Below are 26,807 nucleotides of genomic sequence, written 5' to 3' on the forward strand. Positions count from 1 at the left end.
TTTTGGTTTGTTTTGTAATTGTTATTTTTTTGCTTAGATATAATTTTTTTCGTTTGCCAAAAAAGGGTCTTGTCATTTTATTGTATCATAGCATAGATAACACAAATCACCATACAAGTCTTGATAAGTTTACAATTTCAAAAGAAACATTTGAAAAACATATTAAGTTTTTAAGAAAATTGGGCTATTCATCTATTAGAGCTAGCGATATTTCATCTTTTTTGGATAATAAGCTTTACCTTAACTACAAGCGTGTTTTAATCACATTTGATGATGGTTATAAAAACAACTTAGAAGCTGCTAAAATTTTAAAAAAGTACGGCTTTAGTGGTCTTTTTTTTATATCAAGCGCCTATATAGGTAAAACACTTGATAATATGCAAATGCTAGATGAAAATGATATTAAACTATTAATTGAATTAGGTATGGAAATTGGCTCTCACTCTCATTTTCACTTAAAACTTTCTGAATTATCTAAAAATGACATTTTAGAAAATGTGACTCGATCAAAAGAAATATTATCTCAATTTACAAATGTAGAAGATTTTGCATATCCTTTTGGTAATTATAGTCAAGATGTTATTGAAGTTTTAAAAAAAAGTGGTTTTAAACGAGCTTATATAATTGGGCAATCTATAAATACAACAAAATATAATCCATATGTTCTTAGGCGCTCAATAATTCGTAGTTCCACTAATTATTTAGATTTATACTTAATATTAACACGCGGTCGTTCTAGAATATAAATTTAATTAATTTTTTCACTTGACATTTACATAAATTTAATATATTTTATATTTAAATAAATTTTACTTGGGAGGTTCTATATGGCTGATGGGAAAATGTCTAACCCGGGTGCAGTAGGGTTGGGAGCGTTTGCTTTAACTACGTTTGTTCTAAATTTAGCTAATGCTGGTTTGGTTCCAGCAGCGTTGTTTGCTGTGCTTCCTTTAGGTTTGTTCTATGGTGGTTTGACACAGTTAATAGCTGGTTTTTTTGAGTTTAAGACGGGTAACACATTTGGTATGACAGCTTTTAGTGCATATGGAGCATTCTGGATTGCACTTGCTTTTTTAATTTATATGGGACCAATTTGGCATTGGATTCCTGATGAAGCTTTTGGGGCAGCATTAGGTGTAACACTTATCGCATGGACTATCTTTACAGTAATTATGACTGTGCTTGTATTTAATACTAAACACACTACCGTTATAACGATTTTTGTTTTATTGCTTATTTTGTTCATATTGCTTGATATTGGCCACTATACAGGAAGCAAAGCAATAACTACCTTTGCTGGTTATGAAGGAATCATTACAGCTTTGGCTGCGTGGTATGGTATGTATGAGGCTATTAAGGCTCAATTTGATTTAACCACATAATTAATTAGATTTTGCTTGATTAAAATAGCAAGAAGTAGTATAATGCTTCTTGCTATTTAGTTTAGGAGGTATTGGTAAAGATGGAAATGTCAGAAAAAATAAAAGCTCAAAGAAAAAAGAAAGGCTTAACCCTCAAAGCTTTAGCAGAAAAAGTGGGTTGTACAGATGCGTATATATCACAAATAGAAACCGGTAAGGCTATGCCTTCTATTAGTATTTTAAAAAAATTAGCCGAAAGTTTAGATATTGAAGTAAAAGACTTACTCAGTGATGAAAAACAACAGGATAAAATATTCTTAACTAAAAATGAGCGCACACAGATTATTTATCCTGGAAGTCATATTAAAGCAGAATTGCTTGTTTCTAAAATTTCGAATAAGATGATGGAGCCTTTGTATAAAATAGTGCCTGTAGGTTGTGATTCCCAAGGTGAACATAGACATAACGGTGAAGAATTTGGTTATATATTAAAAGGTAAACTTGAATTGAGAGTTGGCGGTCAAAGTGCAGTTCTTGAAGCTGGTGATAGTTTTTATTTTTCTTCGCTTTTACCTCATTACTATAAAAATGTAGGGGATGTTGATGTAGAAACTATATGGGTTGTTGCTCCGCCTGTTCTTTGATATATACATGAATATGTTTATTGTTTTTTGAAAACGAATGTAATAGTTTGAAGTATTTTAAATGTGGTGCTGGATAAGTCCATATGACTAGTTTTCCTTTATTAGTTAGTAAGAGACTGTGTATTTTTGTTTGCATTTTACAATTGCATTTTAATCCTCTAAGAGTAACAAAGCTAAATTTTGTTTCAGTTGGAACTTCCAAAATATTTGTATTGAGCACTTTTGCGTCAATTTGGAGCTTGTATATTGTGTCTCTTAAAAATGCACTTTTTTTTATATTTTGCTCGACCATAGTAACATTTAGCTTATTACTTAAAATCGCTATTATTATTGCCGGGAAACCATTTCCTGAGCCGATATCTATTAAATTACCGCTTGGATTTTTAATAACTTCAAAAAACATTAAGCTGTCTTGAATATGTTTTATAGCCTCAAAATTTTTAGACGTTAGGTTTATTACTTTATTCCACTTAGTTAGATTTTCTATGTAAATTTCTAATTTCTTTAATTTTTCATAGTCCTTAATATTTATTTTTTCCAATAATATTTCAAGCTGGTTTCGATTGTACATGTTTTTTGTGTATGAATATACTTATGATTTGTATAGCAACTGGTGTCATGCCGGGTATTCTCATTGCTTGACCTAATGTTTTTGGCATAATCTCTTTTAATCTTGTTCTTATTTCTGCCGATAAACCGGCTACTTTGTCGTAATCAAAATCTTCTGGAATAACTATACTTTCTAATTTTTTAAATTTTTCTATTTGTTGTTTTTGTAAATTAATATAACCTTCGTATTTTATTTCTATTTCAGTTTGTTGCATCTGAATTTTATTAAGTAATGGTAAATCAGGCACTATAGTTTGTAATAAACTATAGTTAATTTCTGGTCTTGCAAGGATTTTTGATAAACTGACTTTTGTTTTGATGGGTTTTGTGTTAATTGACTCAAGTCTTTTGTTAAAATCAATACTCGGCATAGCGTAAGTTGTTTTAAGAATATTTATTGCTTCATTTACTTTTTTTATGTGTTCTTGGATTTCTTCATAATGAACTTTGTCAATTAAACCATATTCATATGATTTTTCCGCCAATCGCAAATGCGTGTTGTCTTCTCTTAGTAACAACCTGTATTCGGCTCTTGATGTAAATATTCGATAAGGTTCTTTAACCCCTTTTGTGACAAGATCGTCTATCATAACGCCCGTATAGGCTTCGTCTCTTGCCAATATAAATGGAGGTTTTTCTAATAAATACATTGCTGCATTAATTCCAGCTACCATACCCTGAGCTGCTGCTTCTTCATAGCCGCTGGTTCCATTTATTTGTCCTGCCAAAAATAAGCCCCTTATTTTTTTTGTTTCTAATGTATGTTTTAATTGGATAGGGTTTACAAAATCGTACTCTATTGCGTAGCCTGGCCTTATAATTTCTACTTTTTCCAAACCTTTTATTGTTCTTAGATACTTTACCTGAACTTCATAATCAAGCGATGTGTTTAGACCATCAGCGTATATTTCATTTGAATTTGCATCTTGAGGTTCTAAAAAAATCTGATGCCTTTCTCTGTCGGGAAACTTTACTACTTTGTCTTCAATTGATGGACAATACCTTGTGCCAATACCATGTATCATACCACTGTAAAGTGGAGATTTGTCCAGATTTTCTCTAATAACTTCATGCGTTTTTGTGTTTGTGTATGTAAGGTAACATGGATAATTTGGAGGGTTGAAGTTTTTGGTTTTAAATGAGAACGGTATAGGCTCATCATCTCCCATTTGAGGCTCTAAAGCATCAAAATCTATTGTTCTGCCATCTAATCTTGGTGTTGTGCCTGTTTTTAGTCTTCCAATAACAAGTCCTGCTTTTGCAAGACTTTCTGATAGTTTATCGGCTGGTGGTTCCCATGCTCTGCCTGCATGGAACTCGTTTAAACCTATAAATATTTTGCCTTTTAAAAATGTGCCAGTTGCAATAATGAGAGCATCGCATAAAAACTCATTACCAATATGAGTTATAACACCTTTGATTTTTCCATCTTCTATTACTATTTCTTCAACATTTGCTTGCTTTACATCAAGATAATCTTGATGTTCAAGTGTATGTTTCATTCTTAATCGATAAGCAGGCATATCTGCTTGAGCTCTTGATGACCAAACGGCTGGACCCTTGCTTTTGTTTAATATTTTAAATTGTAATCCAGTTTCATCTATGTTTCTTGCCATTTCACCGCCAAAGATATCTACCTCTTTGACTAAATGACCTTTTGCTAGCCCCCCTATAGCTGGATTGCAGCTCATGGCTCCTATTGTGTCAACAGATATAGTTATAAGTAAAGTGTTTAATTTTAGCCTTGCACATATTAATGCTGCTTCACAGCCAGCATGACCGCCACCTATTACTATGCAATCGTACTTTTTAGGATAAATATACATTTTTTTACCTCTGGTGATGTTTCACGTGAAACATTTTTATTTTCCCACACAAAAATTTTTAAAGACATTATCAAGTATATCCTCATTTTCAATTTTGCCAATTATCTGTTCAATATAATCTGCTAATTGTTGCAAATCAATGCTTATTAATGCTGGATCTAAAGAATCTATATAAGCTTTTTTAATCTTTTTTGCATGTTTTAGAGCAGATTTTAATGCAATTATTTGACTTGTATTTAATGAAACGACTTCGCTTTCGTTATAATCTTCAATTAACATATTATATAAACGAGATTTAAGTGTATTAATACCTGTTTTCTTTGTACATGAAATTTCTATTGGATCAATATTTAAAGGCAGTAAAAGCTTTCTTTTTAAATCAGATTTATTTAAAACAATAAGTACGTTTTTTTTATTTTTGATGATATTTAAAATGTCTTCATCGTTTTTATCTAAAATACGGCTAGAATCAAATACGGCAATTATAATATCAGCTTCGTCTATAGCTTCATGCGATTTTTTAATACCTAAATATTCAATCTTATTTGAATGTTTTCTTATACCAGCTGTATCTAAAATTTTAATAGGAATGCCGTTTAAATTTAAGGTTTCAGAAACAATATCAGTTGTTGTGCCAGGAATGTCTGTAACGATAGCTCTATTGTGACCAGTTAACTCATTTAATAAACTTGATTTTCCTACATTTGGTTTACCAATTATTGCAACATTTACTCCTTCAAAAAAGTACTTACCTTTTTCAGAAAATTTAAGCAGTTTTTGTATTAATTTTGTGATTTCATTTAGTATTAAAAGTCGTTTATTTAAATCAACATCACTTAAATCTTCCTCAGGATGATCTATCAACACTTCATTTTCTGCCATTAAAAAAATGATTTTTTCTCTAAGCTCTTCAATGATGGTTGTATTTTTTTTTAATAACTGTCCAAAAGCTATATCAAGCGCCTTTTGCGTTTTTGCTTTAATTAAGTTAACTATAGCATTTGCTTGAAGCAGATCAATTTTGTCATTTAAAAAAGCTCTTTTTGTAAATTCACCTGGAAGCGCAAGGCGTGCTCCATTTTTTAAAACAAGATCAAGCACATTTTGCATAATAAGCAATCCACCATGGCAATTAATTTCAAATGAGTCTTCTCCAGTGTACGAATGAGGTGATTTAAAAACACTTACCAAGACTTCATCTACTATTTTTTGATTTGAATCTTTTAAAAAGCCATGATAAATTTTATAAGGCTCAAAAGTATTTTTTTTTGGATAAAATATTTTTTTTAGTAATTCAATAGAATTTTTACCACTTACCCTAATAATGCCTATAGCAGACTCAACATAACCACTTGCAATGGCAGCTATAATTCCATCGTCAATCATTTTGATTTAGCAGTTATAATCTTTGTATCAATTAATTGTTGAATAATTGTAAACACATTATTAGCAATCCAGTAAATTACAAGTCCCGAAGGAAAACCCATAAACATTATTGTAAAAATTATAGGTAAAAATAACATAATTTTTGACTGCACAGGATCAAGTGTAGAAGGTGAAAGTTTTTGCTGAATATACATAGTTATACCCATTATAATAGGCGAAATATAATATGGATCTTTGCTTGATAAATCAGTAATCCACCATATAAATGGCGCATGTCTAAGCTCAATTGCATTTAGTAAAACATTGTATAAAGCAATAAAAACAGGAATTTGAATGAGAATAGGTAAACAACCACCAAGTGGATTAACTTTGTGTTTTTTGTATAATTCCATAGTAGCCTTGTTAAGTAATTCGGGCTTTCCTTTATATTTAAGCTGTAATTCTTTTAATTGTGGCTGAAGATTTGCCATTTGTTTCATTGATTTAAAAGATTTGTAGGTTAGAGGATAAAAAACAAGCCTGATAAGAAACGTCAATAGGATAATAGCTAAACCGTAATTGCCTACAAGCGAATACAAATACTTCAAAACATATAATAGTGGTTTTCCAATGAAACCAAAAGTTCCAAATCTAACAATCCTATCAAGCTTTGGATCATAAGTAGAAATTATTGAAGTTGACTTAGGTCCGGCGTAGGCATTTATAGACTTTTGAGTATTTAAATTCACATAAATGTATTTATTTGAATCAATTTGTTTAAAGCCACCACTTAATAAAGAATTATTGTATAATGCAATACAAAAGTACTTGTCTTCCAGAGCAATCCATGATAATTTATCACTTTGACCTATATCGCTATCGGTTTTGATTTTATCATTTATTAAAGCCACAGCACCAACATGTGTATCTTTGGTTGAAGTTCCAAAGTTTTCGCCTAGTAAAACAAGATAATTTGTATTTACAGGCTCGTTATTTTTGTAAACTTTTGTAACAAAATTAATACCATAATTGTCTATTTTGTAAATTTTAACAATTTTTATATTTCCATCATTTTTAGTTAAGGTTACAATATATTTACCATTTTCATTTTTTATATCGGTACTGTATGAACCATTTTGTGATATTTTTTGAAGCATTTGATCTTCAAATTGTGTATAAAACAAACCAATTTTGGAATTTGGGTTGGCTAAATTAATGTATTTATGATCTTGTGTGTATGTTTTTAAAAAAAGATTTTTTATTGTCCCATCTATTTTAGAAATTTCAACGTTAAGGTAATTGGAATTGATGTTAACGATAGAGTTTTTTAAAGTCTGATGACTTGTAGGTTCAATATTGCTTATATTTGGTAAAAATTTAGTTTTTTCAGTAGAATTAGTAGAAACAACAGTAGTTTTTGGCATAAAAAAATAATCATAAAAAACAATAATTAAAACTGTTAGTAAAACAGCAATTAAAATTCTTTTTTCGTTTTCTTGCATAATCTATTCCTCTTAAATAATGGTTTTGGCGGGTCAACCCCCCCTTGGCTCCATGGTCCACATCTTAAGATACGCCAGATAGATAATAAAAAACCTTCAAAAAAACCAAAATTTTTTACAGCTTCTATTGCATAATTCGAACATGTTGGATAAAACCGACAACTATTAGGAAATATGGGAGAGATAAGTAATTGATAAAATCTGACAATCTTAATAAATATCCAACTAAGAGTTTTGTTTATATTCATATGCATAGAACTTTTCAAGCAAATTTTGAAAAGTTTTGATTAACAAACTAAATTTAGCAGTTAACAAAGGTTTTCTGGCAACCATAATGATACTTGTGCCAGGTTTGATATAATTTTTTGATAGCCTAATTACTTCACGCATTCTGCGTTTTGCCCTGTTCCTTAAAACAGCATTACCAATTTTTTTGCTTGCAACTACTGCAACCTTTCTAACATTAGTGCCATTATATGCTAAAAAAATAACAAAAAAGACGCTTACATACCTACACCCATTGTTGTATAGGTATGTAAATTCTTGTGATTTATTGATACGCTCAAAATCAAATTTTAAATTGCCAATCTTTTTCTACCCTTAGCCCTTCGTCTTGAAAGTACTTTCCTACCATTTGCTGTTTTCATTCTAGCCCTAAAACCGTGAGTTCTTTTTCTTGGTGTATTGTGTGGTTGAAATGTCCTTTTCATGTAACCTCCTATAAACCCTGCATCATTATAAACAATAAAAGTTTAAAAATCAAATATTAGTTTTTGACAAAATTATATGGATATGTTAAATAAAAAGTTATGTTAAATTATGTCAAAACAATTTTTTTAAAGATAAACAATAAAAAAAGAGGGGTTTATTTTTGTCAAAAACTATGTCAATTTTAATCAAAAAATGAAAAAACTTTTATGCTAAACTGGCTAAATTTACTTGATTCTATAGGCACAATGGCATTTGCTGCATCTGGCGCGCTTGCTGGTGTCAAAAAGCAAATGGACTTATTTGGTGTAATTGTACTTGGTCTTGTAACAGCAATTGGTGGTGGTATAGTAAGAGATGTGATTTTAAATAGCCTGCCACCATACGTGTTTGTGCATAATCTAGATATAATAATAGCTATTTTAACATCCATAATTGTATTCATTGCTCCAAAAAGTATTGAAAAAAGACGAATATTTTTTTATTTTGATGCGCTAGGCCTTGGTGTATTTAGTGCAATTGGTGTATCTAAAGCGATAGACTATCATATGAGTTTTATTGGTTCTATAATATTAGGTACAATTACAGCAGTATTTGGTGGCATGATAAGGGATGTATTGCAAGCAGAAATTCCTTTGGTATTAAGAAAAGAAATATACGCTTCAGCATGCATTATTGGTACATCACTTTTTTATGTTTTACATCTGTTAAAACTCAACGTATCCATTAATTTATTTTTGTGTACAATTATAATATTTACGCTTAGAATAATTGCTTTTTCAAAAAATTGGCAATTACCACGAAAGATGTTGTAGTTTACAATATTTTTTGTATACTTTTCAAAAGTAATTCTTGAGAACCAATGCTTGTATTATCTAGATGAGGTTTTTTGTATGTATATTTAACTAATTCCCAGGCGGTTTTATCACTTAGGTTTATATTAAGTATAGATTTTAAAAATTTTTTGGCTTTAAAATTGTGGATTTCGTATAAAATTTCAATACGTTTATCAAAATTTCTTACCATCCAATCAGCTGTAGATATAAACATTCTTTCGTTGCCATTATCATAAAAGTACAAAATACGAGCATGCTCTAAAAACCTGCCAATTATGCTTTTAACAGTTATATTTTCACTCATATTTTTTACTTTAGGTACAACTGAACACAAACCTCTAACAATCAGATCTATTTTGACACCAGCTAATGATGCTTCATATAATTTATCCGAAATTTGTTTGTCGTATAAAGAATTTAATTTTGCTATAATACGACCTTTTTTGCCTTTTTTGGTGTTTTTTATTTCATTGTCAATTAAATTAATTATTGAATCTCTTAAGTTTTTTGGTGATATTTTAATGCGTTGCCACTCAAATATATCAGAATATCCCATCATATAGTTAAATAAATTAATAATTTCCTGACCTGTTAACTCATCTTTTGTTAAATAATCTATGTCAGTGTATACAAGGGCAGTTTTTTCATTATAGTTACCAGTAGAAATGTGAGTATAACGAACAAGTTTGTTTGCTTCTTTTCTCACAACAAGCATGCATTTAGCATGTATTTTTAAGTCCAAAAAGCCGTATGTAACAATACATCCAGCGTTTTCAAGTCTTTTTGCCCATTCAACATTTTTTTCTTCGTCAAAGCGCGCTTTAAGTTCAATTACAACACTTACATGTTTGCCGTTTTTTGCAGCTTTTTCTAAAAGTTCAATAATTTTTGAATCGTCATTTGTACGGTAAAGTGTTATTTTTAAAGAAAGAACGTTTTTATCCAATACTGCTTCTTCTAAAAACTTTATAATGAGTTTAAAGTCATGATAAGGTCTGATGAAAAAAATATCATTGGATTTTAATACTTCAAAGAAACTTCTTTTTTCAATCTTTTGAAGCCACAAAGGAACAGCTGGCTTAAAGCTTTCGTAATAAAGCGATTTTTTTGTTTCTTGCATATTAAAAATAAAACTAAAATCAATAAGACCGTTTGTAATATAAATGTCGTTTTGTTCTATATCGAAATATTCGATCATTTTATCAATAAAATACCTGTCAACTTCTCTGTCAATTTCCAAGCGGACAACATTGCTTTTTTTTCTCATATCAAGATAATGTTCGATAGCTTCAAGTAAGTCTTCAGATAGTTCCTGGTGAATGGGCAAGTCGGCATTTCGTGTAAGTCTAAATAAAAAATATCGCTTAATATTATAATTTGTGTATACTTTGTTTAAAAATTTTTCTACGATATAGTTTGTAGTGTAATATACTGATTGCTTTTTGTATTTGATTTTAAATGATTTTGGAAGAACACCAGGTATAATTAAAATTGAATAAAATAATTTAGAATCTTTTTCAAGTTCAACAAAAAAAACAGATGTCAAATTTTGTATAAAAGGTATTTTATTGATATTGTTTAGTGCCACTGGTGTCAAAACAGGAAGTATTTCTAGATAAAAAATTTCTTCAACTTGAGATAAGTATTCTTTGGGATTTATAAGTATCCTTTTGGATTTCAACTGAGGTTTTAAATGATTCTCAAATATATCGTTTCTAGTTTTTACTTGAGATGATACTTTAGTTGAAATTTCTTCCAATTGTTGCTTTGGGGTTCTCATTGAAATATCAGCTACATCGTAGCCTGCATCTACCTGATCTTTTAAGCCAGCAACTCTAACCATGAAAAACTCGTCTAAATTTGATGCATGTATTGCAACAAACTTCAATTTTTCAAGTAAAGGTACAGTAGGATTTATTGCTTGTTTAAGCACTCTATAATTAAAATCTAACCAACTAAGCTCTCGATTATTGTAAATGAAATTACTCATGTTTTAACTTTATGTATAGTTTTGGCTCTATACCAAACGTTTCTAGAAAATCTGTAGATTTATTTTTAAAGGTGAGTTCTTCTAAAAATGGTATTTTTAAGGCTATAGCAGTAATTTTAACTTGATTTTCACTTACTTCTATATCAATATCTTCAATGATTTGCATATGGCTTGCATCAAGAGCATCTGCTATCTTTAAAAGTGAAATAATTTTTTTTAAAGATAAAATTTTTTCTATTGGTGCGCTTAACAATTCATCTTCGGATTCGATTTTTGCTTTATTCCTGTGGAAAAGTACGCTTGCTGCAACATAGTCTATAATTTCTTTGTCAATACCTGGAATATTAATAGACTTTGCAATGTAATATGAATGTTGATGATGGTTGTTTACACCAATGTAATAGCCGACATCATGTAATACACATGCGCAATCTAAAATCATCTTTTCTTTTTGTGACATTGAATGAATGTTTTTTAACTGATTATAAAGTCTATTTGCAAAATGTAATACTTTTTTAGCGTGTTTTAAATCGTTATTATATTTTTTTGAGTATGCAACAACTTGATTAAGAATTTTTTTATTTACCGATTTTTCTTTAAAACTTTTTGAATAATAATTCATCAGTTGATTTGGAAATGTAGCATTCGAAAATAAAAAACCATCTAAGTTTAACATTTTTAATAAATAAGAAAAACTACAAACAATAGGTACTATTATATTTCCATCGTTTAAAGATATACTATACATCTGAGAGATTGCTTGAGGTTCGCTGGATTTAATAGATTTATATAGTGTATTTAGGGCTTTGTAAGTTATTTTATTACTTTTTGGTTTTAATACTTTTACTAAAAGATTAATAGAGCTTCCGCAACCAACCATATGTTTTATCTTGCTTAATTCATTGCAATTTTGCTTTAGTGTGCTAATGATTTTTCCCATTTGTTCTTCATAGGCTTTAAATCTTATACTTGAATTTATGTCTTTAAAAAGTAAATACTGCCTGAGTGAACCAGAATTGAACACAGAATTAAATAAATCGACATCGCCAGCTTTAATGCTTAAAGATAGGCTGCCACTTGATAAATAAGCTAAAAGTAAACCTTCTTGAGAAAGCTTGTCAAAATTTTTTATGTCATGCATTATACCGAGGTATTTTATATACATCTCATGTGTTTCTTCTATTATTTCAATATCAAGCTGCGTTTTTGCATTAATGTAATTTATAAAAAAATATTTATTTTGAGCATCCCTTACAGCACTTGTACAGATAGCTTTGTAATTGCCCCAAATTTTATATTCATCTAATTTTTTTGCGAACTTTGATAATATTTGAGCAGTTTCTTTTGCTTTTTCCAAACTAATATAACCTTTTTCAAACGTATCAAGACCAAGTGCAATAGGTGTAACAATACTTTCTAAAATTCTTTCTTTTGAGTTTTTAAACTCACTAATTTGCATGCGAATGGCGCTTGAACCAATATTTATTATGCCAAATATACCGTTTTTCATATAATTGAAACCTTTTTGCCAGTAACTTTTTCTAAAAGATTCTTTTTTGCATTTGCTGCTTTCATTTCCAAAAAAGTATCTTCGCTTGATATAGCTACAATTTTTATATTATCCTTTTCAATACTAACCTTGATGTCTTTTACAAAGCTTCTGTGACTTCTATCAAGACCATCTGCTATTCTTAAAATTGCAGCAAGTTTTTTTATTTTGTCCTTCTTTTTTTTTGAAAATGATTGGTAAAATTTATGCGATTTGTTTGGTAGACTGCCTCTGTGAAAGTAAGCAATTGTTGCTATCATGTTTTTTTGCTTAACACTAAAGCCTGTTAGATCTGAATTTGTAATGAGATAATACGAATGCATATGGTGTTTTGAAAATGATATATATGTGCCAATATCGTGCAAAATGCAAGCGGCTTCGAGTAAAGCAAAATCTTTATCTTGAAGATTAAGCGTTTGTTTTAGCTGTTCAAAAAGCTTTTTGGCGAGGTCATTTACGCAAAGAGCATGTGGTTCTTCAAAGTTAAATTTATTGCCAAGCTCTATTAATCTAGAAAACTTTAAGTCGCTATCTAAAGTTTGAAATGGAAATGATAGACCAATTTTATTTAATGTGTCAATTAAAAGACCTGTTCTTAAGCCACCCATAAAAGTGTAGAAGCCTTCAACGTTATAAAAATTCATTATGCTTTCTATTACCATACAAGCAGGTAAAATTATATCTGCACGTTTTTCTTCTACACCTTTTATTTTTTTAATATCGTCAATTTTCATCCTACGCAATGTATTAATGAGACTTTTGACATATGATCTTGGCACATACTTTGCATATGATGTAGATTTTTTGTTTTGTGACATATAATACATGATTGCAATATTATTTAGTGTACCGCCTGTTGCAACAATAGTGTCAATATTTATATCATCGAGATTTTGTAGCGTTTCTTCTATAAAATCTTTCATGGCATAAATAGACGATTGTGATGGCGGATCTTTTTTTAAAAATTCATGTTTTAGTCTTGTACAACCAAGCAGCGTACTGTAAGAATCTACAAGTTCACCTTTTTGTGATATTACAATTTCGCTGCTTCCACCACCTATGTCTATTGTTAGAGCATTCATGTTTTTTATGTCAAAATTATAAAGTACAGCTAAAAAATTATAATAAGCTTCTTCTTTGCCACTGATTATTTCAATATCTATACCAAAGCGCTCTTTTGTCGTTTTAACAATTTCATATGCGTTTTGTGCATCTCTAAGTGCTGCTGTACCAACAGCTCTTATAATTGTTGCTTTATGGTTCTGGATAAGATTATTTATTACTTCCATGTTTTTATAAAATAAATCAGCAGTTTGTCCATCAATGTAGCCTTTGGAAAATACACAGTCGCCGAGTCTTAAAATTTCTCTATAATCCTGAATTATGCGATAGCTTTTTTCCAGACTTTGTGCAACTTGAAGCCTTATTGAGTTTGAACCAATGTCAATGATTGCTATGATAGGATAATCAGGCATATTCACCCCAGTTTATTTCAAAAAATCTTAAAAAAGATAGTAAAAAAATAACTTTTTTTCTTTTTTGTTTTAAATTACTTTTAAAAGTTTCAATAAGTGCTTGAATAGCATTAATTGAATTTGGCAATATTGTTTTAAGTGATTTTAGATACTCAATATGGACACTTAAGTCTTGAACATAGCCTAATTTATCCTGGAGTTGTCTTAGTTGAATAAGGCGTTCTTGAATTTTTTGGTTTTGAACCTGAGTTTTTTGTAGAATTTCTAAAATGTACCTGTATTTTTTGTACTCAATACGTAATTTATGCAAATTTTTTTTAGCAGGCTTAATTTTTTTAATTTTTTTAGCTTGCGCGTTAAGTGATAAAAAGGTTATTGTTTCAAACTTAAAGTCAAAAAAACCGTCTTTTCTGTAGCTTTTTTGTACAATTGTCTGGTTTATTTTTATTAAAAAATCATCAAAACTTAGACTAAGAATATTGTAAAAATTGGATTTTTGTATACCGTATTCTTTTTCTAAATAGGTTTTTAGTTCTTTTAGATCGTTTTCGAATATGTCCAGTTGATTTATTTTTTCAATCAAAATTTGGGTATCTCTGGCTATATTTGATGATTTTAAAAAAAATTTTAGCGTATTTAATAATTGTGTATCTGTATTTAAATACTTTTTAAAAACTAAAAAATAAGATAAAAGACGTCTTATAGCCACTCGCAAATCATGCAGAGCTTCATCTTTAGTATAAAACACTTTAAAATTGGACTCAATCTCAGATACCTGATTGATTATGATTTCTTCAAAAACATCGTAAAATAGCATAATTTAACTATTAGATAAAAAACTTTTTGTATACATAAAAACTATATTTGGATCAAAATTTAATACTTTTTCGTTTTTATCTTTATAATCATTGTTGAGTAAAAAATGTTTGATCAAATTGAGACGTGCTTTGTGTTTGTCATTTGCTTTAACAATTATCCACGGTGAGCGTGGTGTGTGGGTTCTCTCAAACATTTCATCCCTTGCTTTAGTGTAATCGTCAAAATGCTTTAAAGCAGCATCATCTACTGGGCTTTCCTTCCATTGCTTGAGCGGATCAGTTTTTCTTGATTTTAACCTTTTTTCCTGTTCTTTTTTGTCAATATCCAGATAATACTTAAACATCTTAATGCCTGCATTTATAAGGAGGTTTTCAAAGTATACTACATCTTCAAAAAATTGTTCGTACTCTTTTTTAGTACAAAAACCCATTACACGTTCCACTCCTGACCTATTATACCAGCTTCTATTAAACAATACGAACTCAGACGGTGCAGGCAAATGCGGTACAAATCTCTGGAAATACCATTCTTTTGCTTCTTTATCTGTTGGTTTCGAAACTGCAAAGATACGTGTTTCTCTTGGACTCAAATGCCTTGTTATGGTTCTTATCATGCCATCTTTACCAGCAGAATCTCTACCTTCAAGGATTATTAACACCTTCTCTTCTTTTTTTATAAGAGTGTTTTGAAATTTTACAAGCTCTACCCATAGCTTATAAAGCTCACGCTTATATTCATCTTTATCCTTTGACATAAAATACCCCCTATGTTTGTTAAATTATACACCTCATTTGACAAAAAACAAGCCATAGTGTTTTTAAATGAATAAAAATGAAGATTTCTATGCTATTATCGAGACTTTTATTCTAAAATTCCAAAGTGTCAACTAAGCTAGCATATCAAAAAGCAAGGTACTTTTGACACACTAGATTTCTAGTAATTAAAAAATGTTGTTATTGTGCGTAAAATGCTTTGGTTTAGTTTTTTTGCAAAGTTTTTTCATTTTATGTAATAATTTATTGACAATCGCGTTCAAATATGTATATTTAATAAAGATTTTGTGGGTCGTTAGCTCAGGCGGTAGAGCAGTAGCCTTTTAAGCTATTGGCCGCAGGTTCGACTCCTGCACGACCCACCAAAAGTCCCCATCGTCTAGTCGGCCAAGGACATCGCCCTTTCACGGCGAAAACGTGGGTTCGAATCCCGCTGGGGACGCCAAGCTGATGGAGGTTTTTGTATGACAAAAGCTGATTTAATTGAAAAAGTTGCTTCTGCTACACAGATGAAAAAAACGGATGTAAAGAAAGTAGTTGATGCTATTATTGATGAGACTATGAGCGCAGTTTCAAAAGGTGGCAAAGTAAGTTTAACAGGTTTTGGTACATTTTATTTGAGTCAAAGGAAAGAACGCTCAGGCAGAAACCCGCGCACGGGCGAAAAAATTACCATTAAAGGTTTTAATTTACCAGCATTTAAAGTTGGAAAAGTTTTTAAAGAATTGGCAAACAAGTAATTTGTTTAAAATATGGGCGCATAGCTCAGCTGGAAGAGCACCTGCCTTACAAGCAGGGGGTCGTAGGTTCAAGTCCTGCTGCGCCCACCATTTTTCTCGGAGCCGTAGTTCAGCTGGTTAGAACGCTGGCCTGTCACGCCAGAGGTCGCGAGTTCGAGTCTCGTCGGCTCCGCCATTTTTTATGCAAAGTTCTGTTTTTGGTATAGGAAAAGAATTAATATCTGCACAGATTAAAGATAATAATGCGTATTACATATCAAAAAGATTAAACGAAATAGGTGTTGAAAATCGCTTTATTGTTTTTTTGGATGATAGTCTTGACGACATTGTCCAAACGATTAATTATTTTTTAACCAAAACCAAACTTATTATAACAACAGGCGGTCTTGGTCCAACATTTGACGATTTAACACTACAGGCTGTAGCTTTAGCTATAAATGATGAACTGATTTTAAGCCAAGAATGTTTGTCTGAAATTGAGCTTTTTTATAAAAAACTATACGAAGAAGGCAAAATTGCAGAAAAACATTTAAATGTTAACAGGCAAAAAATGGCCTATGTTCCAAAAAGTGCTATATTACTTAAAAATAGTGTAGGTGCCGCCTGTGGTGTTTATGTTAAAAAAGATGACTTTCATATATTTTGTCTACCAGGTGTACCTGCAGAGATGCAAACAATGTTTGAAACCCAGGTAGAGCCAATTTTAAGATCAATTTGCATACCTAATATTACACAAACACAAACTATAGAGTGCGATATTAATGATGAAAGTTTACTTGGTTTTATATCCCAGGAAGTTACGCAAAAAACACATGTTTATGTAAAGACGCTACCACAGGGTTTTTCATCTAATACGATGAGCGTAAGATTTAGCGTCAATGCCCCCACAAAAGATCAAGCTCAAAAAGAACTAGAAACAGCAATATCATTATTTAATGAACTTTTATCTAGATTTCAATCTAGCAAACTCTAGCATCATTTGGCTAAACACTTTTTTGTTTGAAAACACGACATCAAAAGCTACATTTTTAATATCACTACCTTGTAATCCCACCATGCCAAATTTTTTGTTTATTAATGACTGAACAGCTTTAATACCCAGTCGCATACCAAGCGTCCTATCAAAGACACTTGGGTTGCCGCCTCTTTGAATATGCCCAAGTATTGTAACTCTTGTGTCAAAACCTACTTCTTTTTTGAGTTTTTCTGTAACTTCCTGGGTTTTTTTAACACCTTCCGCTACAACAACTATGCTGTATTTTCTACCACGTTCATGTTCCTGCTTTAGTCTATTCATAATAGAGTCTATATCATATTCTACTTCAGGTATCAAAACAGCTTCTGCACCAGATGCCATAGCGCTCATTAAAGCAAGATAACCACTCTCTCTCCCCATAGTTTCTATAACAAATGCCCTTTTATGGCTTGATGCAGTGTCTCTAATAATATCAATAGCATTTGTAATAATGTTTAATGCGGTATCAACACCTAATGCCATATCGGTTCCATATATGTCGTTATCGATAGATTCTGGTATTCCAACACACACAATACCACTTTCAGCCAACTTTTTTGCGCCACGCAAAGAGCCGTCACCACCAATTACAATAAGACCTTCTATTTTTTCTTCTTCTAATGTTTTAAGTGCTTTTTTAAAGCCACTTTCTTGCATAAATTCTTCACAACGTGATGTCATAAGTATTGTGCCACCTCTTTGCAATATGCCGCTAACTTGAAGTGGAGTTAGTTCTATAGCTAAATTATTTACAAGGCCATTGTAGCCTTCTAAAAAACCTGTTACCCTTATGTTGTTTTTGTAGGCTTCTTCTACTATGGCTTTAAGTGTAGCATTAATTCCAGAACAATCTCCACCGCTTGTTAAAACTCCAATTCTTTTCATTAAACCCCCTAAAATTTTTTTCGCGTATTCTTTTTAATTTCTGCAACACCGCCTGTAGTAGTTATATAATCTTTTAGTTTTTCAAATTTTTTTTCACCAATGCCTGAAACATTTTTTATTTCTTCTATATTGTTAAAAAAGCCGTGAGTGTTTCTGTAATCAACAATCTTTTTAGCCGTTTTTGGACCTATGCCTGGCAATTTGGTAAGTGCTTGTTGACTTGCAATATTAATATTGAGTTTCTCTGATTGAGCAAAGGCTATATTAAAAATAATTAAAACGCTTAAAAATATACCTAATGCTATCTTCATAAAAACCTCCAATTATTTTTTGTTAATATATCATATTTTGCTAATTTTTTAAATAAGTTTTTTAAAATTTTAAAGAAAAAAGTTAATTATTGCATAATATATGTTTTATATCCAAAATAAACATATTTTCGCCATTTTCATAAGCATACGTTACTTTAACATTGTGTTTATCAAGTATGTATTTAGTCACATACAATCCAAGCCCCATACCTTCTTTGTTTTTTAATGAAGTTTCTTTTGAAAACGGTTCAAACATTTTATCGACATCAATTTGGGATTTTTCTCCCATATTTGAGAAGATTATTTTATTATTTTTCTCGTATATGCTAATTGTGTTATCAGAAGAAAATTTTATACCATTATCAAGTAAATTTTTTATAGCAATAGTAAAAAAATCAATATCAACTTTAATTGTATAATTAATGGTTGGTTTATATTTTACTTTTTCATTTTCTAAAAATAATAATTTTTTTGCTGACTCTAGAATTTGTGAAAATTTATAGCATTTAGATGAGTCTTCTATATTTTTTGCTGCTATTTGTTCTATTGAAAGCAATTCATTTATAAGAACATCTAGTCTTTTGAAAATTGTTAAAAAGTTTTGCTTTCTGTTTTCATCATTTAACAATTCACTTGCTATCATACCTTTTGCTATGGGTGTTTTTAACTCGTGAGCCACATTGCGTAAAAACCACTGTCTTGATTCTGTGCTTTTTTTTAAATTGGATATAGCTTCTTGAAATTCTTTTGCAAGAAAACCTACTTCATCTTTTCTTTTTAGCTCAAAATTTATATCTAGGTTGCCTTTTTTGAATTCTTCAATTTTTTTTCTTAATACTTTTATAGGATATATGGATTTCAAAATACTTATATACAAAAATAAAATACTGACAATAAAAACTACCCATAAAATAAGTATGAAATCTGGAGCTGAAAATTTTTGTCCTTTTTTTAGCAAAAAGTTTTTGTAAGGTGTATGTATATATAAATAAGTATTGGATTTAAACTTAAACAAAACCCAGTTTTGCCTTCCAGCAGGCATTTCTTTTTTTAATAACACTTTTGCATGTTTTAGTATATTATTAATTTCATCAGTGTTGTTAATAATATTTATATTTTCTGATTGTGCGTATGCATTTAAGTTTTTTGTTCGTACAAGTAACATACTTTTTCGTATGAATTCAAAATTAGATTGTCTTTGAAGTGTTATATAAACAAATAAAAAAAGTGCAGTAGAAACAATAAATGTTAAGATAAAAATTAGATTTAATTTAAATAAAATAGAATTTTTGTTCATTCCACAAATTTATAACCAAGACCTCTAATGGATTTTATATAGCGAGGTTCTTTAGGGTCATCATTAATTTTTTTTCTAATTCGACTTACTATAACATCTACACTTCTATCTATGCTTTCGTAATCCATAGTTTTTGTATTTTCTAAAATAAAATCTCTAGTTAAAACACGGTTTTTATTTTTTAAAAAAAGTGCCAATACTTCGTATTCAGCTGAAGTTAGGCTTAATTTGTTGTTTTTATATATTATTGTCATTTCATTTTCGTCAATTTGGAAGTCACTTTTTTTATTTTCAAGGTTTTTAGGTTTTTTTACTCTTCTTAAAAGAGCTTGTATGCGTGCCACAAGTTCGCGTGGATTATATGGTTTGGCAAGATAATCATCTGCTGCTAATTCAAGGGCAAGTACTTTATCTGAGTAATCACTGCGCGCAGAAGATATAATGATAGGTATATCAATGGAATTGTTTGCAATTTTTTTGCATACTTCTATGCCATCTAACTCTGGTAAACTTAAATCCAGTATTAATAGATCAAATTTTGTTTTTTCGATCGCCTGTAGACCTTTTATTGGGGATTCATAGTTTGTAACTATCATATTAAACTTAGCCAGGTACTCTTTTAACAACTCTGCAAGTTCTGTGTCATCTTCAATCATCAATATATTAACCATTGTTTTCACCAATTAAGTCTGGGTTATTTCCCAGACTTAATATAGCACAGTATTTGAAAATTTTCTATTGGACTTTGGATTTTAAGTAATCTATTTTGTTTTGAAGCATTTGTTGCCTATTTTCCATATTTTTTAGTGCAAATTGCATTTTTTCTTTTTGTAATTGTACAAACTTTTGTCTTTGATCAGGCGTTAGAATGCTAAAAAAACGCTCCATATAATTTGCCCTGTTTTGTGCTCTTAATCTAGCATTATATTCAGATTCTTCAATAAATATTTTTTTATTGAAATTTCCGGATGCAATTGCATCATACATTGGCATTTTATAGTTTGACTGACTTTTTGTAAAGTCTTGTAATGCCTCTTGCCTTAATTGTTCAATTTGTTTAATTTGCTCAGGTGTTAAATTTAATTCTTTTTGCATGTATTGATATCCAAAACCACCTCTTGCGTTGCATTCAAAGCCTCTATGTATTCCAAAACTACCGCCTGACATACCTCCAAAGCCACCAGCAAATCCTGCACTAACGCTTGTTCCAAACAACGCCGCCGCTAAAAGTGCACTTACAAATGTCTTTTTCATAAAAGACCTCCTTAACTAAATTTTCTATTTTGAATACTATAAAAGCTTTGTAAATATAGTTTAAATCAATTGTAAATGTATTGTAAATAATATATTGACTTTACGCATAATATAATTATACTTATATGGTTACAAATTTAGTAACTATTGGAGGCAGAATTGAAAATTTACGATCTTATAGTAATAGGGATGGGTCCAGCCGGCATGGCAGCATCTGCTATGGCAAGCGCTATTGGCTTAAATGTTTTGGCAATAGAAGAAAATAAAGTAGGCGGAGAGTGCTTAAATTGTGGTTGTATACCAAGTAAAGCCTTATTAAAAACTGCTCAAGTAAACCAAATTTCACATAATTTGGAACAATTTGGCATAATATCAAATATTTTTACAGATACCAAGGAATCGCTTGATATAGTTAGACAAAAAATTAGCCGAATAAGTGGTAAAAAACTTATGCAGGCATTTGAAAGGGTAGAGCTAATTATTAATAAAGGCTATGCAGAATTTGTAGATACTCATTCTGTAAAAGTTGGTGTAAACGTATATAAGGCAAAAAAAATATTTATAGCAACAGGCACAAGACCTTTTATACCGGATATAGATGGATTAAATGAAATTGATAAAGAATTTAAGCTTACAAATATGAATTTGTTTACACAAAAAAATATACCAAAAAACCTCACAATTATAGGAGGGGGTGCAATTGGATGCGAGATGGCTCAAGGCTTTGCAAGACTTGGAAGTAATGTAAATATTATTCATATAGATAATCATCTTTTACCATTCGCAGATAGCGAGGCGGCAGACGTTTTAGAAGAAAGATTTAAAAAAGAAAATATTAATGTATTTAATAAAACACAAATAAAACGAGTTTATCAAAAGGGCAACAAAGTATTTGTTGAAACAGATTCACATTTATTTGAAAGTGATAAAATATTAATTGCAACGGGTAGGAAACCTAATCTTGAAGAATTAAAACTAAGTAAAGTAGGTATAAAATATAACAATAAAGGCATAATTGTTGATAAGGCACTTAGAACCAACATCAAGAATATATATGCAATTGGTGATTGCAATGGTATTTCTAATTTTTCGCATTCTGCCATGCATCAAGGTATGATTGCTCTAATGAACTCAATTAATCCATTACCATTTAAAATTTATCATGATAAGTATTTAGTGCCATGGTCTGTATTTACATCACCAGAAATAGCAAGCGTGGGTTTAACGCAAGAAGAAGCATTAAAAAAAAGGTCTTGATGTTGTCATTATAAAAAAAGATTATGCAAGTTATGGTAGGGCAATTGTAGATGGGGCAACAGAAGGATTTATAAAAGTTATAACCAACAAAAAAGGCAAAATTTTTGGTGTTACAATAGTAGGTGAAAACGCAAGCGAGATAATACACGAGTGGGTTTTGGCAATGCAATTTAAGCTATCTATGTTTGATATTTTAATGACACAACATTCTTTTCCTACAATATCTATGTTGAATAAAATGGTAAGCGAAGATTGGATGATGGGTAAACTTCAGAAAAATCCAATAATAAAAAAAATTGCGGCTAAACTTTTCAGGATATAGCAGTATATTTCAAACTCTTAAGCCATGTTAGTGTCACTCACTAATGGCTTAGCAAGAATTCAAATTAATTAAGCTGAAAAAAAGGTTTGAATGGTTATAGTTATTTTTAATTCTTTTGTACTATAATGTTTTGACACCTGTAATACAAGGATTTTGCATGCTTTGTTATAAATAGTTAATTAGCTACAATAGTTTTAGGTGAGGTTGATTTCTTTAAACGAGTTGGTATATTTTTTATACTATGGAGGTAAGTTATGAACAAAGTAGTTATTATTTTGGTTAACCCAAATGACGAAGTTTTAAAAACCGGTGTTTTATATGGCGCTAATGCTGTAAAATACAAATGGTTTGAAGATGTAAAATTTTTTGTGTTTGGCGCAAGCCAGGAAATAATCCTAAAAAACGATGAACTTTTAAACACACTTAAAAAACTCCAGGCGGTAGCCTGCAAGTTTGTTGCCAAAGAAAAAGGCATTGATAAGCTATATAAAGAAAAAGGTTTTAACTTAGAATACATTGGCGAACCTCTATCTAATTTAATTAACGAAGGCTATGTTCCAATGGTGTTTTAAAAAATTCAAATATTAACAGTAAATAATTTTTGTATTTAAAATACGATTTATTAGATTATCACCCAATATCATTTCCATTTCTTTCGCGTTATATTACATGAGCAAGCAAACTACTGAATAAACTATTTTTGTTTGCTAATAATTTGCATTGATTGAAAAATAAATAGGCGTAAATTAAAACTAAGGGTGATTAGAATATTTTAAAAAAATCACGTATTGTAGAAAAATAAAAAATTATGAAAAGTTTTCTATTTCAAACATTTTGAAGCGGATTATTTGTAAGAAGACTTAAATAAAAGGATTTATGGCAAGCAATAAATTAGATCTTATTACTATAAAAGTGGTTAATGGTATAAATGAGGCAAATATAATAAAAAGTAAACTCGAAAGCTACGGAATTCCTTCTTTGTTAAAATATGAAAGTGTAGGGATTGTATTTGGTTTAGAGCTGGATGGGCTTGGGAAGGTTGAAATAAAAGTTCCAAAAGAATATGCAGAAGATGCACTTTTACTTTTAAGTGGGGAAGTTTAAACTTGGTTGTTTTTATGAATTCTTGTTGTAATTGAACCATGTCTGTATTTAGATATAGTTTAGATTTTTTATGGTTGGGAGAGTGCGCTATTTCAATTACTCTCCAAACTCCTTCAGGTAAGAAGTGCAAATTCTTTAATGAGAGTTTAAGTTAGTGCCTTTTTATTTGTTTACAGGTGCTTGATAAGCTGAATGCAGTTTTTCCATTTGCTCCTTGGTTAAAATTTTGCTTAACGCGTTAAAATATGCATTTCTTTCATTCATCATTTTATTGAAACATTCAGATCTTATTTGTGCCATTTGATTTACCGTTTCATTACCTGAAGAATTATTCATAGCGTTAAAATATTCTTTCATAATGTTTTGCATCGCTTCAGAATGTTGTTCTTGAAGTTTTCTTACCTCATTTTGTTGCTGTTTAGTTAAATTTAGATATTTGAATTGATATGGTCCCATAAATCCGCCCATCATGCCATAACCCTGATTCATCATATAACCCGCTTGAGGCTGAGCAAAAGAATTGTTTGATACAGCTAACATCAAGCCACCTGAAAAGATCAAACCCACAAAAAACTTTTTGTAATGCATTGTAAAACCTCCTAAATTCTATTGCTTAAAATATTTTTAAAAGCATTTTTTTATTACTTATTCTTTTCCACATACTTCATCAAATTTTGCAATTCAGCAATCTTTTCATCAATATTACCTGTTTTTACAGCATCTTTTACGCATGTTTCTATATGTTTGTTTATCACAGAAATATTTGCTTTTTTTAACAGCGATATAATTGCCAATAATTGTGTAGATATATCAATACAATACCTTTCTTCTTCGATCATTTTAATTACACCATCAATATGTCCCCTTGCGGTTTTAAGCAGTGCAAGGGCTTCTTGATGTTTGGGATGCAAACTACAACATTCTTTCATTTATCCCTCTATATTATTTTTCTATTTTTACAACTTCGTATGCAGTATCTGCCAAAGCATCAATGAATTTTTCATCATCAACCTTAGAGTTTAATACCACATCTGCATATGCACCTTCTAGATTCACATTAACGCCTTCCACGCCTTCAATGGAAGAAAATGCTTTTTCAACAGCTATTTTGCAATGCTGACAACTCATACCGCTAACATAAACTCTCATAATGCCTCCTTTTGCAATACAGCTTCTATTTGTGGCTTTTGTACTTCAAATGTTCCATAAAAAAACTTATCCTCAATAACTGTAATGGGAGCAACCCTTACACCATATTTGTTTTTTAGATAATCGGTTATCCCAGGTTTTTCGATATCGATTTCAGTATATGGGATATTTTTGTAATTTAACCATTGTTTAAGACCATAGCAATCAGGACAACCTTTGGTGGTATATATTGTAATTTGCATAATTTGACCCCCTTAGAGTTTGTATTTTTTAAGTCTTAAAGAGTTTGTAACAACATTGACAGAGCTTGCAGCCATAGCTGCCTCTGCAATGGCTGGATGCAAAAGCCCAAGTGCAGCAATAGGTATGGCTACCATATTATAAAAAAATGCCCAGAATAAATTTTGCTTTATTTTATTGAATGTAGCTTTTGAGAGCTTTATTGCTTTTGCTACTGCTTCTAAGTCTGAGCCAACCAAAGTAATATCGCTTGCTTCTTTGGCAATATCTGTGCCTGTGCCTATTGCTATACCTATATTGGCTTGTTTTAAAGAAGGAGCATCGTTTATTCCATCTCCTACCATAGCCACTACATGAGCTTTTTGTTGAAATTTTTTAATATACTCTAATTTTTCTTGTGGCAACAGGTTATAGTAAACTTCATCAATCCCTAAAATATTTGCTATCTGTTTTGCGCTTGATTGGCTATCACCTGTTAGCATAACTGTACGGATATTCATGTTTTTTAATTCAAGGATAGCATTTTTTGCATTTTCTTTTAATGTGTCTTTAAATGCTATATATCCAAGATAGTTTCCGCTTTGTACCCATTGCCTGTTCAACAAGCTTTACCATCTGAGCTAAAAATGTGTCTTCACCAACGCCAGTAACCCTAACCTTTATGGCACCAGATTGATTAATACATGAGCCTATTACACGATCGCCAACATTTTTAGTTTTGGGAAGAAATTCTCCTGTAACCATTGATTCATCAACCGTTGTATTACCTTCCGCAATTATGCCATCTGCAGGTATCTGTTGTGATGGTTTAACCAATACTACATCTCCTACTACCAGGTTTTTGGCATCAATCGAAACAACACTGCCGTCTTTTTCCACAAGATTGGCTGTTTTAGGGCTCATTGAAATGAGTTTTCTTATAGCTTCTGAGGCTTTGCCTTTAGCTTTTGCTTCCAGATATTGCCCAATTAGATAAAAGCCCATAATCATAGCGCCAACCGCAGAATAATCTGCAATTTGCCCACCCAATGCTGATAAAATTCCACTCAAATAAGAAGCACAAACACCTAAAAATATCAATACATCCATACTAAAGCTTTTGTGCACTATGGCAGTAAATCCTGACTTAATAAGGCTTTTACCCACAATAAATATTACGATAAAAGATGCAATAAGGCTAATTTCGCTAAAGTAAGGTATAGCTATAGCACTCATATGGGCAATCATAAGTACAGACAAAGGACCTGTGATAACCCAGGCCCATATCATTTTCAATTTAGCTTTTTTTAGTTCTTGACTTGAATCATCCTGATTAAGTGACTGTTTGTCTTGATTAATTAAAAGCTCATATCCAGCTATTTGCACGGCTTTGGCCATATCCCGCTCTGATACAATGTTTGGATCTATCGTAACACTAGCTTTTTCTGTTGCTATATTGACACTTGCCGTTATTACACCAGGTACTTTTTTAAGTGCTTTTTCTACGTTTATGGCACATGCTGCACAACTCATTCCATTAACCTGATAAATTTTAGTGTTTTGTTTTGTATTATCTTGAATTTTTTCAATATTATCCAAGCTTGCTTTATATCCAGCATTTTTTACTGTCTGTATCAATACATCTGCTTTTAAGTCAACACCCAGGATCGTTGCTTTTTCACTTACTAAGTTAACGTTTGCTGTTTCTACACCATCAACCTTTTTCAATGCTTTTTCTATTGATAAAGCGCAAGAAGCGCAATTCATACCTTCAAGATTCAAAGTTACCTTTTCCAT

Annotated in this window: 32 protein-coding genes, 4 tRNA genes and 1 pseudogene; 14 read left to right on the forward strand and 23 right to left on the reverse strand. The window is 30.7% G+C overall.

Annotated features, from left to right (window positions below):
- Positions 1-80 precede the first annotated feature (80 nt).
- From BLQ93_RS05460 to BLQ93_RS05470, 3 genes are all read left to right on the forward strand, one after another.
- Positions 81-746 carry a polysaccharide deacetylase family protein gene (locus BLQ93_RS05460; protein WP_159427503.1) on the forward strand — a complete coding sequence of 222 codons (666 nt, stop codon included), beginning with the start codon at positions 81-83 and terminating at the stop codon, positions 744-746.
- Between the two features lie 81 nt (positions 747-827).
- The gene (locus BLQ93_RS05465; protein ID WP_092128768.1) at positions 828-1,382 is read left to right on the forward strand and encodes an acetate uptake transporter; all 555 of its coding nucleotides are present in this window, start codon (positions 828-830) and stop codon (positions 1,380-1,382) included.
- An 80-nt stretch (positions 1,383-1,462) separates the two neighbouring features.
- The gene (locus BLQ93_RS05470) at positions 1,463-2,005 is read left to right on the forward strand and encodes a helix-turn-helix domain-containing protein (protein ID WP_092128770.1); all 543 of its coding nucleotides are present in this window, start codon (positions 1,463-1,465) and stop codon (positions 2,003-2,005) included.
- Here the strand turns inward: BLQ93_RS05470 and rsmG are convergent.
- From rsmG to rpmH, 7 genes are read right to left on the reverse strand one after another with little or no spacing between them, the layout of a single operon-like run.
- Positions 1,974-2,546, reverse strand: a complete 573-nt coding sequence (gene rsmG / locus BLQ93_RS05475; RefSeq protein ID WP_025392853.1) for a 16S rRNA (guanine(527)-N(7))-methyltransferase RsmG — start codon at positions 2,544-2,546, stop codon at positions 1,974-1,976. The genes BLQ93_RS05470 and rsmG overlap by 32 nt on opposite strands.
- Positions 2,547-2,553: 7 nt before the next feature.
- Complete coding sequence (gene mnmG / locus BLQ93_RS05480) at positions 2,554-4,440, reverse strand: tRNA uridine-5-carboxymethylaminomethyl(34) synthesis enzyme MnmG (protein ID WP_025392852.1); 1,887 nt, start codon at positions 4,438-4,440, stop codon at positions 2,554-2,556.
- A 36-nt stretch (positions 4,441-4,476) separates the two neighbouring features.
- A complete protein-coding gene (mnmE, locus tag BLQ93_RS05485; protein WP_092128772.1) occupies positions 4,477-5,826 on the reverse strand; it encodes a tRNA uridine-5-carboxymethylaminomethyl(34) synthesis GTPase MnmE in 1,350 nt (449 codons plus the stop codon).
- A complete protein-coding gene (gene yidC / locus BLQ93_RS05490) occupies positions 5,823-7,307 on the reverse strand; it encodes a membrane protein insertase YidC (RefSeq protein WP_092128774.1) in 1,485 nt (494 codons plus the stop codon). Before yidC ends, mnmE begins: the two co-directional genes overlap by 4 nt.
- Positions 7,280-7,561: a membrane protein insertion efficiency factor YidD gene (gene yidD / locus BLQ93_RS05495; protein ID WP_425389229.1), complete on the reverse strand. Its 282-nt coding sequence runs from the start codon at positions 7,559-7,561 to the stop codon at positions 7,280-7,282. Before yidD ends, yidC begins: the two co-directional genes overlap by 28 nt.
- Positions 7,533-7,895 (reverse strand): ribonuclease P protein component, encoded by a 363-nt coding sequence (gene rnpA, locus BLQ93_RS05500; RefSeq protein ID WP_084323678.1) that lies wholly within the window; start codon positions 7,893-7,895, stop codon positions 7,533-7,535. Before rnpA ends, yidD begins: the two co-directional genes overlap by 29 nt.
- Complete coding sequence (gene rpmH / locus BLQ93_RS05505) at positions 7,883-8,017, reverse strand: 50S ribosomal protein L34 (RefSeq protein WP_025392848.1); 135 nt, start codon at positions 8,015-8,017, stop codon at positions 7,883-7,885. The genes rnpA and rpmH overlap by 13 nt, the downstream gene beginning before the upstream one ends.
- 207 nt (positions 8,018-8,224) lie before the next feature.
- On the opposite strand from rpmH, the gene BLQ93_RS05510 reads away from it, so the two are divergent.
- On the forward strand, positions 8,225-8,830 hold the full coding sequence (locus BLQ93_RS05510; protein WP_025392847.1) for a trimeric intracellular cation channel family protein: 606 nt from the start codon (positions 8,225-8,227) through the stop codon (positions 8,828-8,830).
- 1 nt (position 8,831) lies between these two features.
- Here the strand turns inward: BLQ93_RS05510 and ppk1 are convergent, their stop codons facing one another.
- The 5 genes from ppk1 to ppk2 are packed head-to-tail and all read right to left on the reverse strand — an operon-like array spanning position 8,832 to position 15,438.
- Positions 8,832-10,841, reverse strand: coding sequence for a polyphosphate kinase 1 (gene ppk1, locus BLQ93_RS05515; protein ID WP_092128779.1), 2,010 nt, complete (start codon positions 10,839-10,841; stop codon positions 8,832-8,834).
- A complete protein-coding gene (locus BLQ93_RS05520) occupies positions 10,834-12,351 on the reverse strand; it encodes a Ppx/GppA phosphatase family protein (protein ID WP_092128781.1) in 1,518 nt (505 codons plus the stop codon). Before BLQ93_RS05520 ends, ppk1 begins: the two co-directional genes overlap by 8 nt.
- Positions 12,348-13,865, reverse strand: coding sequence for a Ppx/GppA phosphatase family protein (locus tag BLQ93_RS05525; RefSeq protein WP_092128783.1), 1,518 nt, complete (start codon positions 13,863-13,865; stop codon positions 12,348-12,350). The genes BLQ93_RS05520 and BLQ93_RS05525 overlap by 4 nt, the downstream gene beginning before the upstream one ends.
- Positions 13,858-14,682, reverse strand: coding sequence for a CHAD domain-containing protein (locus BLQ93_RS05530; RefSeq protein ID WP_092128785.1), 825 nt, complete (start codon positions 14,680-14,682; stop codon positions 13,858-13,860). The genes BLQ93_RS05525 and BLQ93_RS05530 overlap by 8 nt, the downstream gene beginning before the upstream one ends.
- A 3-nt stretch (positions 14,683-14,685) precedes the next feature.
- Positions 14,686-15,438: a polyphosphate kinase 2 gene (gene ppk2 / locus BLQ93_RS05535; protein WP_092128787.1), complete on the reverse strand. Its 753-nt coding sequence runs from the start codon at positions 15,436-15,438 to the stop codon at positions 14,686-14,688.
- Between the two features lie 308 nt (positions 15,439-15,746).
- Here ppk2 and BLQ93_RS05540 point away from each other — a divergent pair.
- From BLQ93_RS05540 to BLQ93_RS05565, 6 genes are all read left to right on the forward strand, one after another.
- Positions 15,747-15,822: transfer RNA gene (locus BLQ93_RS05540), tRNA-Lys, on the forward strand.
- Between the two features lie 3 nt (positions 15,823-15,825).
- Positions 15,826-15,902: transfer RNA gene (locus BLQ93_RS05545), tRNA-Glu, on the forward strand.
- 19 nt (positions 15,903-15,921) lie between these two features.
- Positions 15,922-16,197: an HU family DNA-binding protein gene (locus tag BLQ93_RS05550; protein WP_025392841.1), complete on the forward strand. Its 276-nt coding sequence runs from the start codon at positions 15,922-15,924 to the stop codon at positions 16,195-16,197.
- A 14-nt stretch (positions 16,198-16,211) separates the two neighbouring features.
- A tRNA-Val gene (locus BLQ93_RS05555) sits at positions 16,212-16,287 on the forward strand.
- Between the two features lie 8 nt (positions 16,288-16,295).
- Positions 16,296-16,372: transfer RNA gene (locus BLQ93_RS05560), tRNA-Asp, on the forward strand.
- 6 nt (positions 16,373-16,378) lie between these two features.
- The gene (locus BLQ93_RS05565; RefSeq protein WP_092128789.1) at positions 16,379-17,170 is read left to right on the forward strand and encodes a competence/damage-inducible protein A; all 792 of its coding nucleotides are present in this window, start codon (positions 16,379-16,381) and stop codon (positions 17,168-17,170) included.
- Here BLQ93_RS05565 and BLQ93_RS05570 read toward each other — a convergent pair.
- From BLQ93_RS05570 to BLQ93_RS05590, 5 genes are all read right to left on the reverse strand, one after another.
- On the reverse strand, positions 17,141-18,097 hold the full coding sequence (locus tag BLQ93_RS05570) for an ATP-dependent 6-phosphofructokinase (RefSeq protein ID WP_025392839.1): 957 nt from the start codon (positions 18,095-18,097) through the stop codon (positions 17,141-17,143). The two genes, BLQ93_RS05565 and BLQ93_RS05570, sit on opposite strands and share 30 nt — an antisense overlap.
- An 8-nt stretch (positions 18,098-18,105) precedes the next feature.
- The gene (locus BLQ93_RS05575; protein WP_025392838.1) at positions 18,106-18,408 is read right to left on the reverse strand and encodes a ComEA family DNA-binding protein; all 303 of its coding nucleotides are present in this window, start codon (positions 18,406-18,408) and stop codon (positions 18,106-18,108) included.
- An 82-nt stretch (positions 18,409-18,490) separates the two neighbouring features.
- Positions 18,491-19,705, reverse strand: coding sequence for an ArsS family sensor histidine kinase (locus tag BLQ93_RS05580; protein ID WP_092128791.1), 1,215 nt, complete (start codon positions 19,703-19,705; stop codon positions 18,491-18,493).
- Positions 19,702-20,376: a response regulator transcription factor gene (locus BLQ93_RS05585; RefSeq protein WP_025392836.1), complete on the reverse strand. Its 675-nt coding sequence runs from the start codon at positions 20,374-20,376 to the stop codon at positions 19,702-19,704. Before BLQ93_RS05585 ends, BLQ93_RS05580 begins: the two co-directional genes overlap by 4 nt.
- 64 nt (positions 20,377-20,440) lie before the next feature.
- Positions 20,441-20,959, reverse strand: coding sequence for a Spy/CpxP family protein refolding chaperone (locus BLQ93_RS05590; protein ID WP_025392835.1), 519 nt, complete (start codon positions 20,957-20,959; stop codon positions 20,441-20,443).
- Positions 20,960-21,118: 159 nt separating this feature from the next.
- Here BLQ93_RS05590 and BLQ93_RS05595 point away from each other — a divergent pair, with 159 nt between their 5' ends.
- The 4 genes from BLQ93_RS05595 (at position 21,119) to BLQ93_RS05605 (ending at position 23,642) form a co-directional block, all read left to right on the forward strand.
- Positions 21,119-22,216 (forward strand): dihydrolipoyl dehydrogenase family protein, encoded by a 1,098-nt coding sequence (locus tag BLQ93_RS05595; RefSeq protein ID WP_216818745.1) that lies wholly within the window; start codon positions 21,119-21,121, stop codon positions 22,214-22,216.
- 43 nt (positions 22,217-22,259) lie between these two features.
- The gene (locus BLQ93_RS09535; protein WP_245670450.1) at positions 22,260-22,538 is read left to right on the forward strand and encodes a hypothetical protein; all 279 of its coding nucleotides are present in this window, start codon (positions 22,260-22,262) and stop codon (positions 22,536-22,538) included.
- 254 nt (positions 22,539-22,792) lie between these two features.
- A complete protein-coding gene (locus BLQ93_RS05600) occupies positions 22,793-23,110 on the forward strand; it encodes a hypothetical protein (RefSeq protein WP_092128793.1) in 318 nt (105 codons plus the stop codon).
- Between the two features lie 304 nt (positions 23,111-23,414).
- Positions 23,415-23,642 carry a putative signal transducing protein gene (locus BLQ93_RS05605; protein ID WP_025392832.1) on the forward strand — a complete coding sequence of 76 codons (228 nt, stop codon included), beginning with the start codon at positions 23,415-23,417 and terminating at the stop codon, positions 23,640-23,642.
- Between the two features lie 162 nt (positions 23,643-23,804).
- On the opposite strand, the gene BLQ93_RS05610 is transcribed toward BLQ93_RS05605, so the two are convergent.
- The 6 genes and pseudogenes from BLQ93_RS05610 to BLQ93_RS05635 form a co-directional block, all read right to left on the reverse strand.
- A complete protein-coding gene (locus tag BLQ93_RS05610; RefSeq protein ID WP_092128795.1) occupies positions 23,805-24,230 on the reverse strand; it encodes a Spy/CpxP family protein refolding chaperone in 426 nt (141 codons plus the stop codon).
- Positions 24,231-24,283: 53 nt separating this feature from the next.
- Positions 24,284-24,571 carry a metal-sensing transcriptional repressor gene (locus BLQ93_RS05615; protein ID WP_025392830.1) on the reverse strand — a complete coding sequence of 96 codons (288 nt, stop codon included), beginning with the start codon at positions 24,569-24,571 and terminating at the stop codon, positions 24,284-24,286.
- Between the two features lie 13 nt (positions 24,572-24,584).
- A complete protein-coding gene (locus BLQ93_RS05620) occupies positions 24,585-24,791 on the reverse strand; it encodes a heavy-metal-associated domain-containing protein (protein WP_025392829.1) in 207 nt (68 codons plus the stop codon).
- Positions 24,788-25,033: a glutaredoxin family protein gene (locus BLQ93_RS05625; RefSeq protein WP_038572485.1), complete on the reverse strand. Its 246-nt coding sequence runs from the start codon at positions 25,031-25,033 to the stop codon at positions 24,788-24,790. Before BLQ93_RS05625 ends, BLQ93_RS05620 begins: the two co-directional genes overlap by 4 nt.
- 12 nt (positions 25,034-25,045) lie before the next feature.
- A pseudogene (locus BLQ93_RS05630) lies at positions 25,046-25,597 on the reverse strand (heavy metal translocating P-type ATPase); the annotation flags it as partial.
- A complete protein-coding gene (locus BLQ93_RS05635; protein WP_092128799.1) occupies positions 25,581-26,807 on the reverse strand; it encodes a heavy metal translocating P-type ATPase in 1,227 nt (408 codons plus the stop codon). The gene BLQ93_RS05635 and the pseudogene BLQ93_RS05630, both read right to left, overlap by 17 nt.

Origin of the sequence: Desulfurella multipotens (genome assembly GCF_900101285.1) — a bacterium.
In the GTDB taxonomy this organism is placed as follows: domain Bacteria; phylum Campylobacterota_A; class Desulfurellia; order Desulfurellales; family Desulfurellaceae; genus Desulfurella; species Desulfurella acetivorans.

What these genes read in the sequence shown, in the direction of transcription:
- mnmG (WP_025392852.1), bottom strand. Translation starts at nt 4,440, where the DNA reads ATGTATATTTATCCTAAAAAGTACGATTGCATAGTAATAGGTGGCGGT.
- BLQ93_RS05615 (WP_025392830.1), bottom strand. Translation starts at nt 24,571, where the DNA reads ATGAAAGAATGTTGTAGTTTGCATCCCAAACATCAAGAAGCCCTTGCA.
- BLQ93_RS05605 (WP_025392832.1), top strand. Translation starts at nt 23,415, where the DNA reads ATGGCAAGCAATAAATTAGATCTTATTACTATAAAAGTGGTTAATGGT.
- ppk1 (WP_092128779.1), bottom strand. Translation starts at nt 10,841, where the DNA reads ATGAGTAATTTCATTTACAATAATCGAGAGCTTAGTTGGTTAGATTTT.
- BLQ93_RS05575 (WP_025392838.1), bottom strand. Translation starts at nt 18,408, where the DNA reads ATGAAGATAGCATTAGGTATATTTTTAAGCGTTTTAATTATTTTTAAT.
- BLQ93_RS05620 (WP_025392829.1), bottom strand. Translation starts at nt 24,791, where the DNA reads ATGAGAGTTTATGTTAGCGGTATGAGTTGTCAGCATTGCAAAATAGCT.
- BLQ93_RS05585 (WP_025392836.1), bottom strand. Translation starts at nt 20,376, where the DNA reads ATGGTTAATATATTGATGATTGAAGATGACACAGAACTTGCAGAGTTG.
- BLQ93_RS05520 (WP_092128781.1), bottom strand. Translation starts at nt 12,351, where the DNA reads ATGAAAAACGGTATATTTGGCATAATAAATATTGGTTCAAGCGCCATT.
- BLQ93_RS05525 (WP_092128783.1), bottom strand. Translation starts at nt 13,865, where the DNA reads ATGCCTGATTATCCTATCATAGCAATCATTGACATTGGTTCAAACTCA.
- BLQ93_RS05635 (WP_092128799.1), bottom strand. Translation starts at nt 26,807, where the DNA reads ATGGAAAAGGTAACTTTGAATCTTGAAGGTATGAATTGCGCTTCTTGC.
- BLQ93_RS05600 (WP_092128793.1), top strand. Translation starts at nt 22,793, where the DNA reads ATGAACAAAGTAGTTATTATTTTGGTTAACCCAAATGACGAAGTTTTA.
- BLQ93_RS05590 (WP_025392835.1), bottom strand. Translation starts at nt 20,959, where the DNA reads ATGAAAAAGACATTTGTAAGTGCACTTTTAGCGGCGGCGTTGTTTGGA.
- yidC (WP_092128774.1), bottom strand. Translation starts at nt 7,307, where the DNA reads ATGCAAGAAAACGAAAAAAGAATTTTAATTGCTGTTTTACTAACAGTT.
- BLQ93_RS05625 (WP_038572485.1), bottom strand. Translation starts at nt 25,033, where the DNA reads ATGCAAATTACAATATATACCACCAAAGGTTGTCCTGATTGCTATGGT.
- BLQ93_RS05580 (WP_092128791.1), bottom strand. Translation starts at nt 19,705, where the DNA reads ATGAACAAAAATTCTATTTTATTTAAATTAAATCTAATTTTTATCTTA.
- BLQ93_RS05570 (WP_025392839.1), bottom strand. Translation starts at nt 18,097, where the DNA reads ATGAAAAGAATTGGAGTTTTAACAAGCGGTGGAGATTGTTCTGGAATT.
- BLQ93_RS05510 (WP_025392847.1), top strand. Translation starts at nt 8,225, where the DNA reads ATGCTAAACTGGCTAAATTTACTTGATTCTATAGGCACAATGGCATTT.
- BLQ93_RS05565 (WP_092128789.1), top strand. Translation starts at nt 16,379, where the DNA reads ATGCAAAGTTCTGTTTTTGGTATAGGAAAAGAATTAATATCTGCACAG.
- BLQ93_RS05465 (WP_092128768.1), top strand. Translation starts at nt 828, where the DNA reads ATGGCTGATGGGAAAATGTCTAACCCGGGTGCAGTAGGGTTGGGAGCG.
- BLQ93_RS05530 (WP_092128785.1), bottom strand. Translation starts at nt 14,682, where the DNA reads ATGCTATTTTACGATGTTTTTGAAGAAATCATAATCAATCAGGTATCT.
- BLQ93_RS05470 (WP_092128770.1), top strand. Translation starts at nt 1,463, where the DNA reads ATGGAAATGTCAGAAAAAATAAAAGCTCAAAGAAAAAAGAAAGGCTTA.
- BLQ93_RS05610 (WP_092128795.1), bottom strand. Translation starts at nt 24,230, where the DNA reads ATGCATTACAAAAAGTTTTTTGTGGGTTTGATCTTTTCAGGTGGCTTG.
- rpmH (WP_025392848.1), bottom strand. Translation starts at nt 8,017, where the DNA reads ATGAAAAGGACATTTCAACCACACAATACACCAAGAAAAAGAACTCAC.
- yidD (WP_425389229.1), bottom strand. Translation starts at nt 7,561, where the DNA reads ATGCATATGAATATAAACAAAACTCTTAGTTGGATATTTATTAAGATT.
- mnmE (WP_092128772.1), bottom strand. Translation starts at nt 5,826, where the DNA reads ATGATTGACGATGGAATTATAGCTGCCATTGCAAGTGGTTATGTTGAG.
- ppk2 (WP_092128787.1), bottom strand. Translation starts at nt 15,438, where the DNA reads ATGTCAAAGGATAAAGATGAATATAAGCGTGAGCTTTATAAGCTATGG.
- BLQ93_RS05550 (WP_025392841.1), top strand. Translation starts at nt 15,922, where the DNA reads ATGACAAAAGCTGATTTAATTGAAAAAGTTGCTTCTGCTACACAGATG.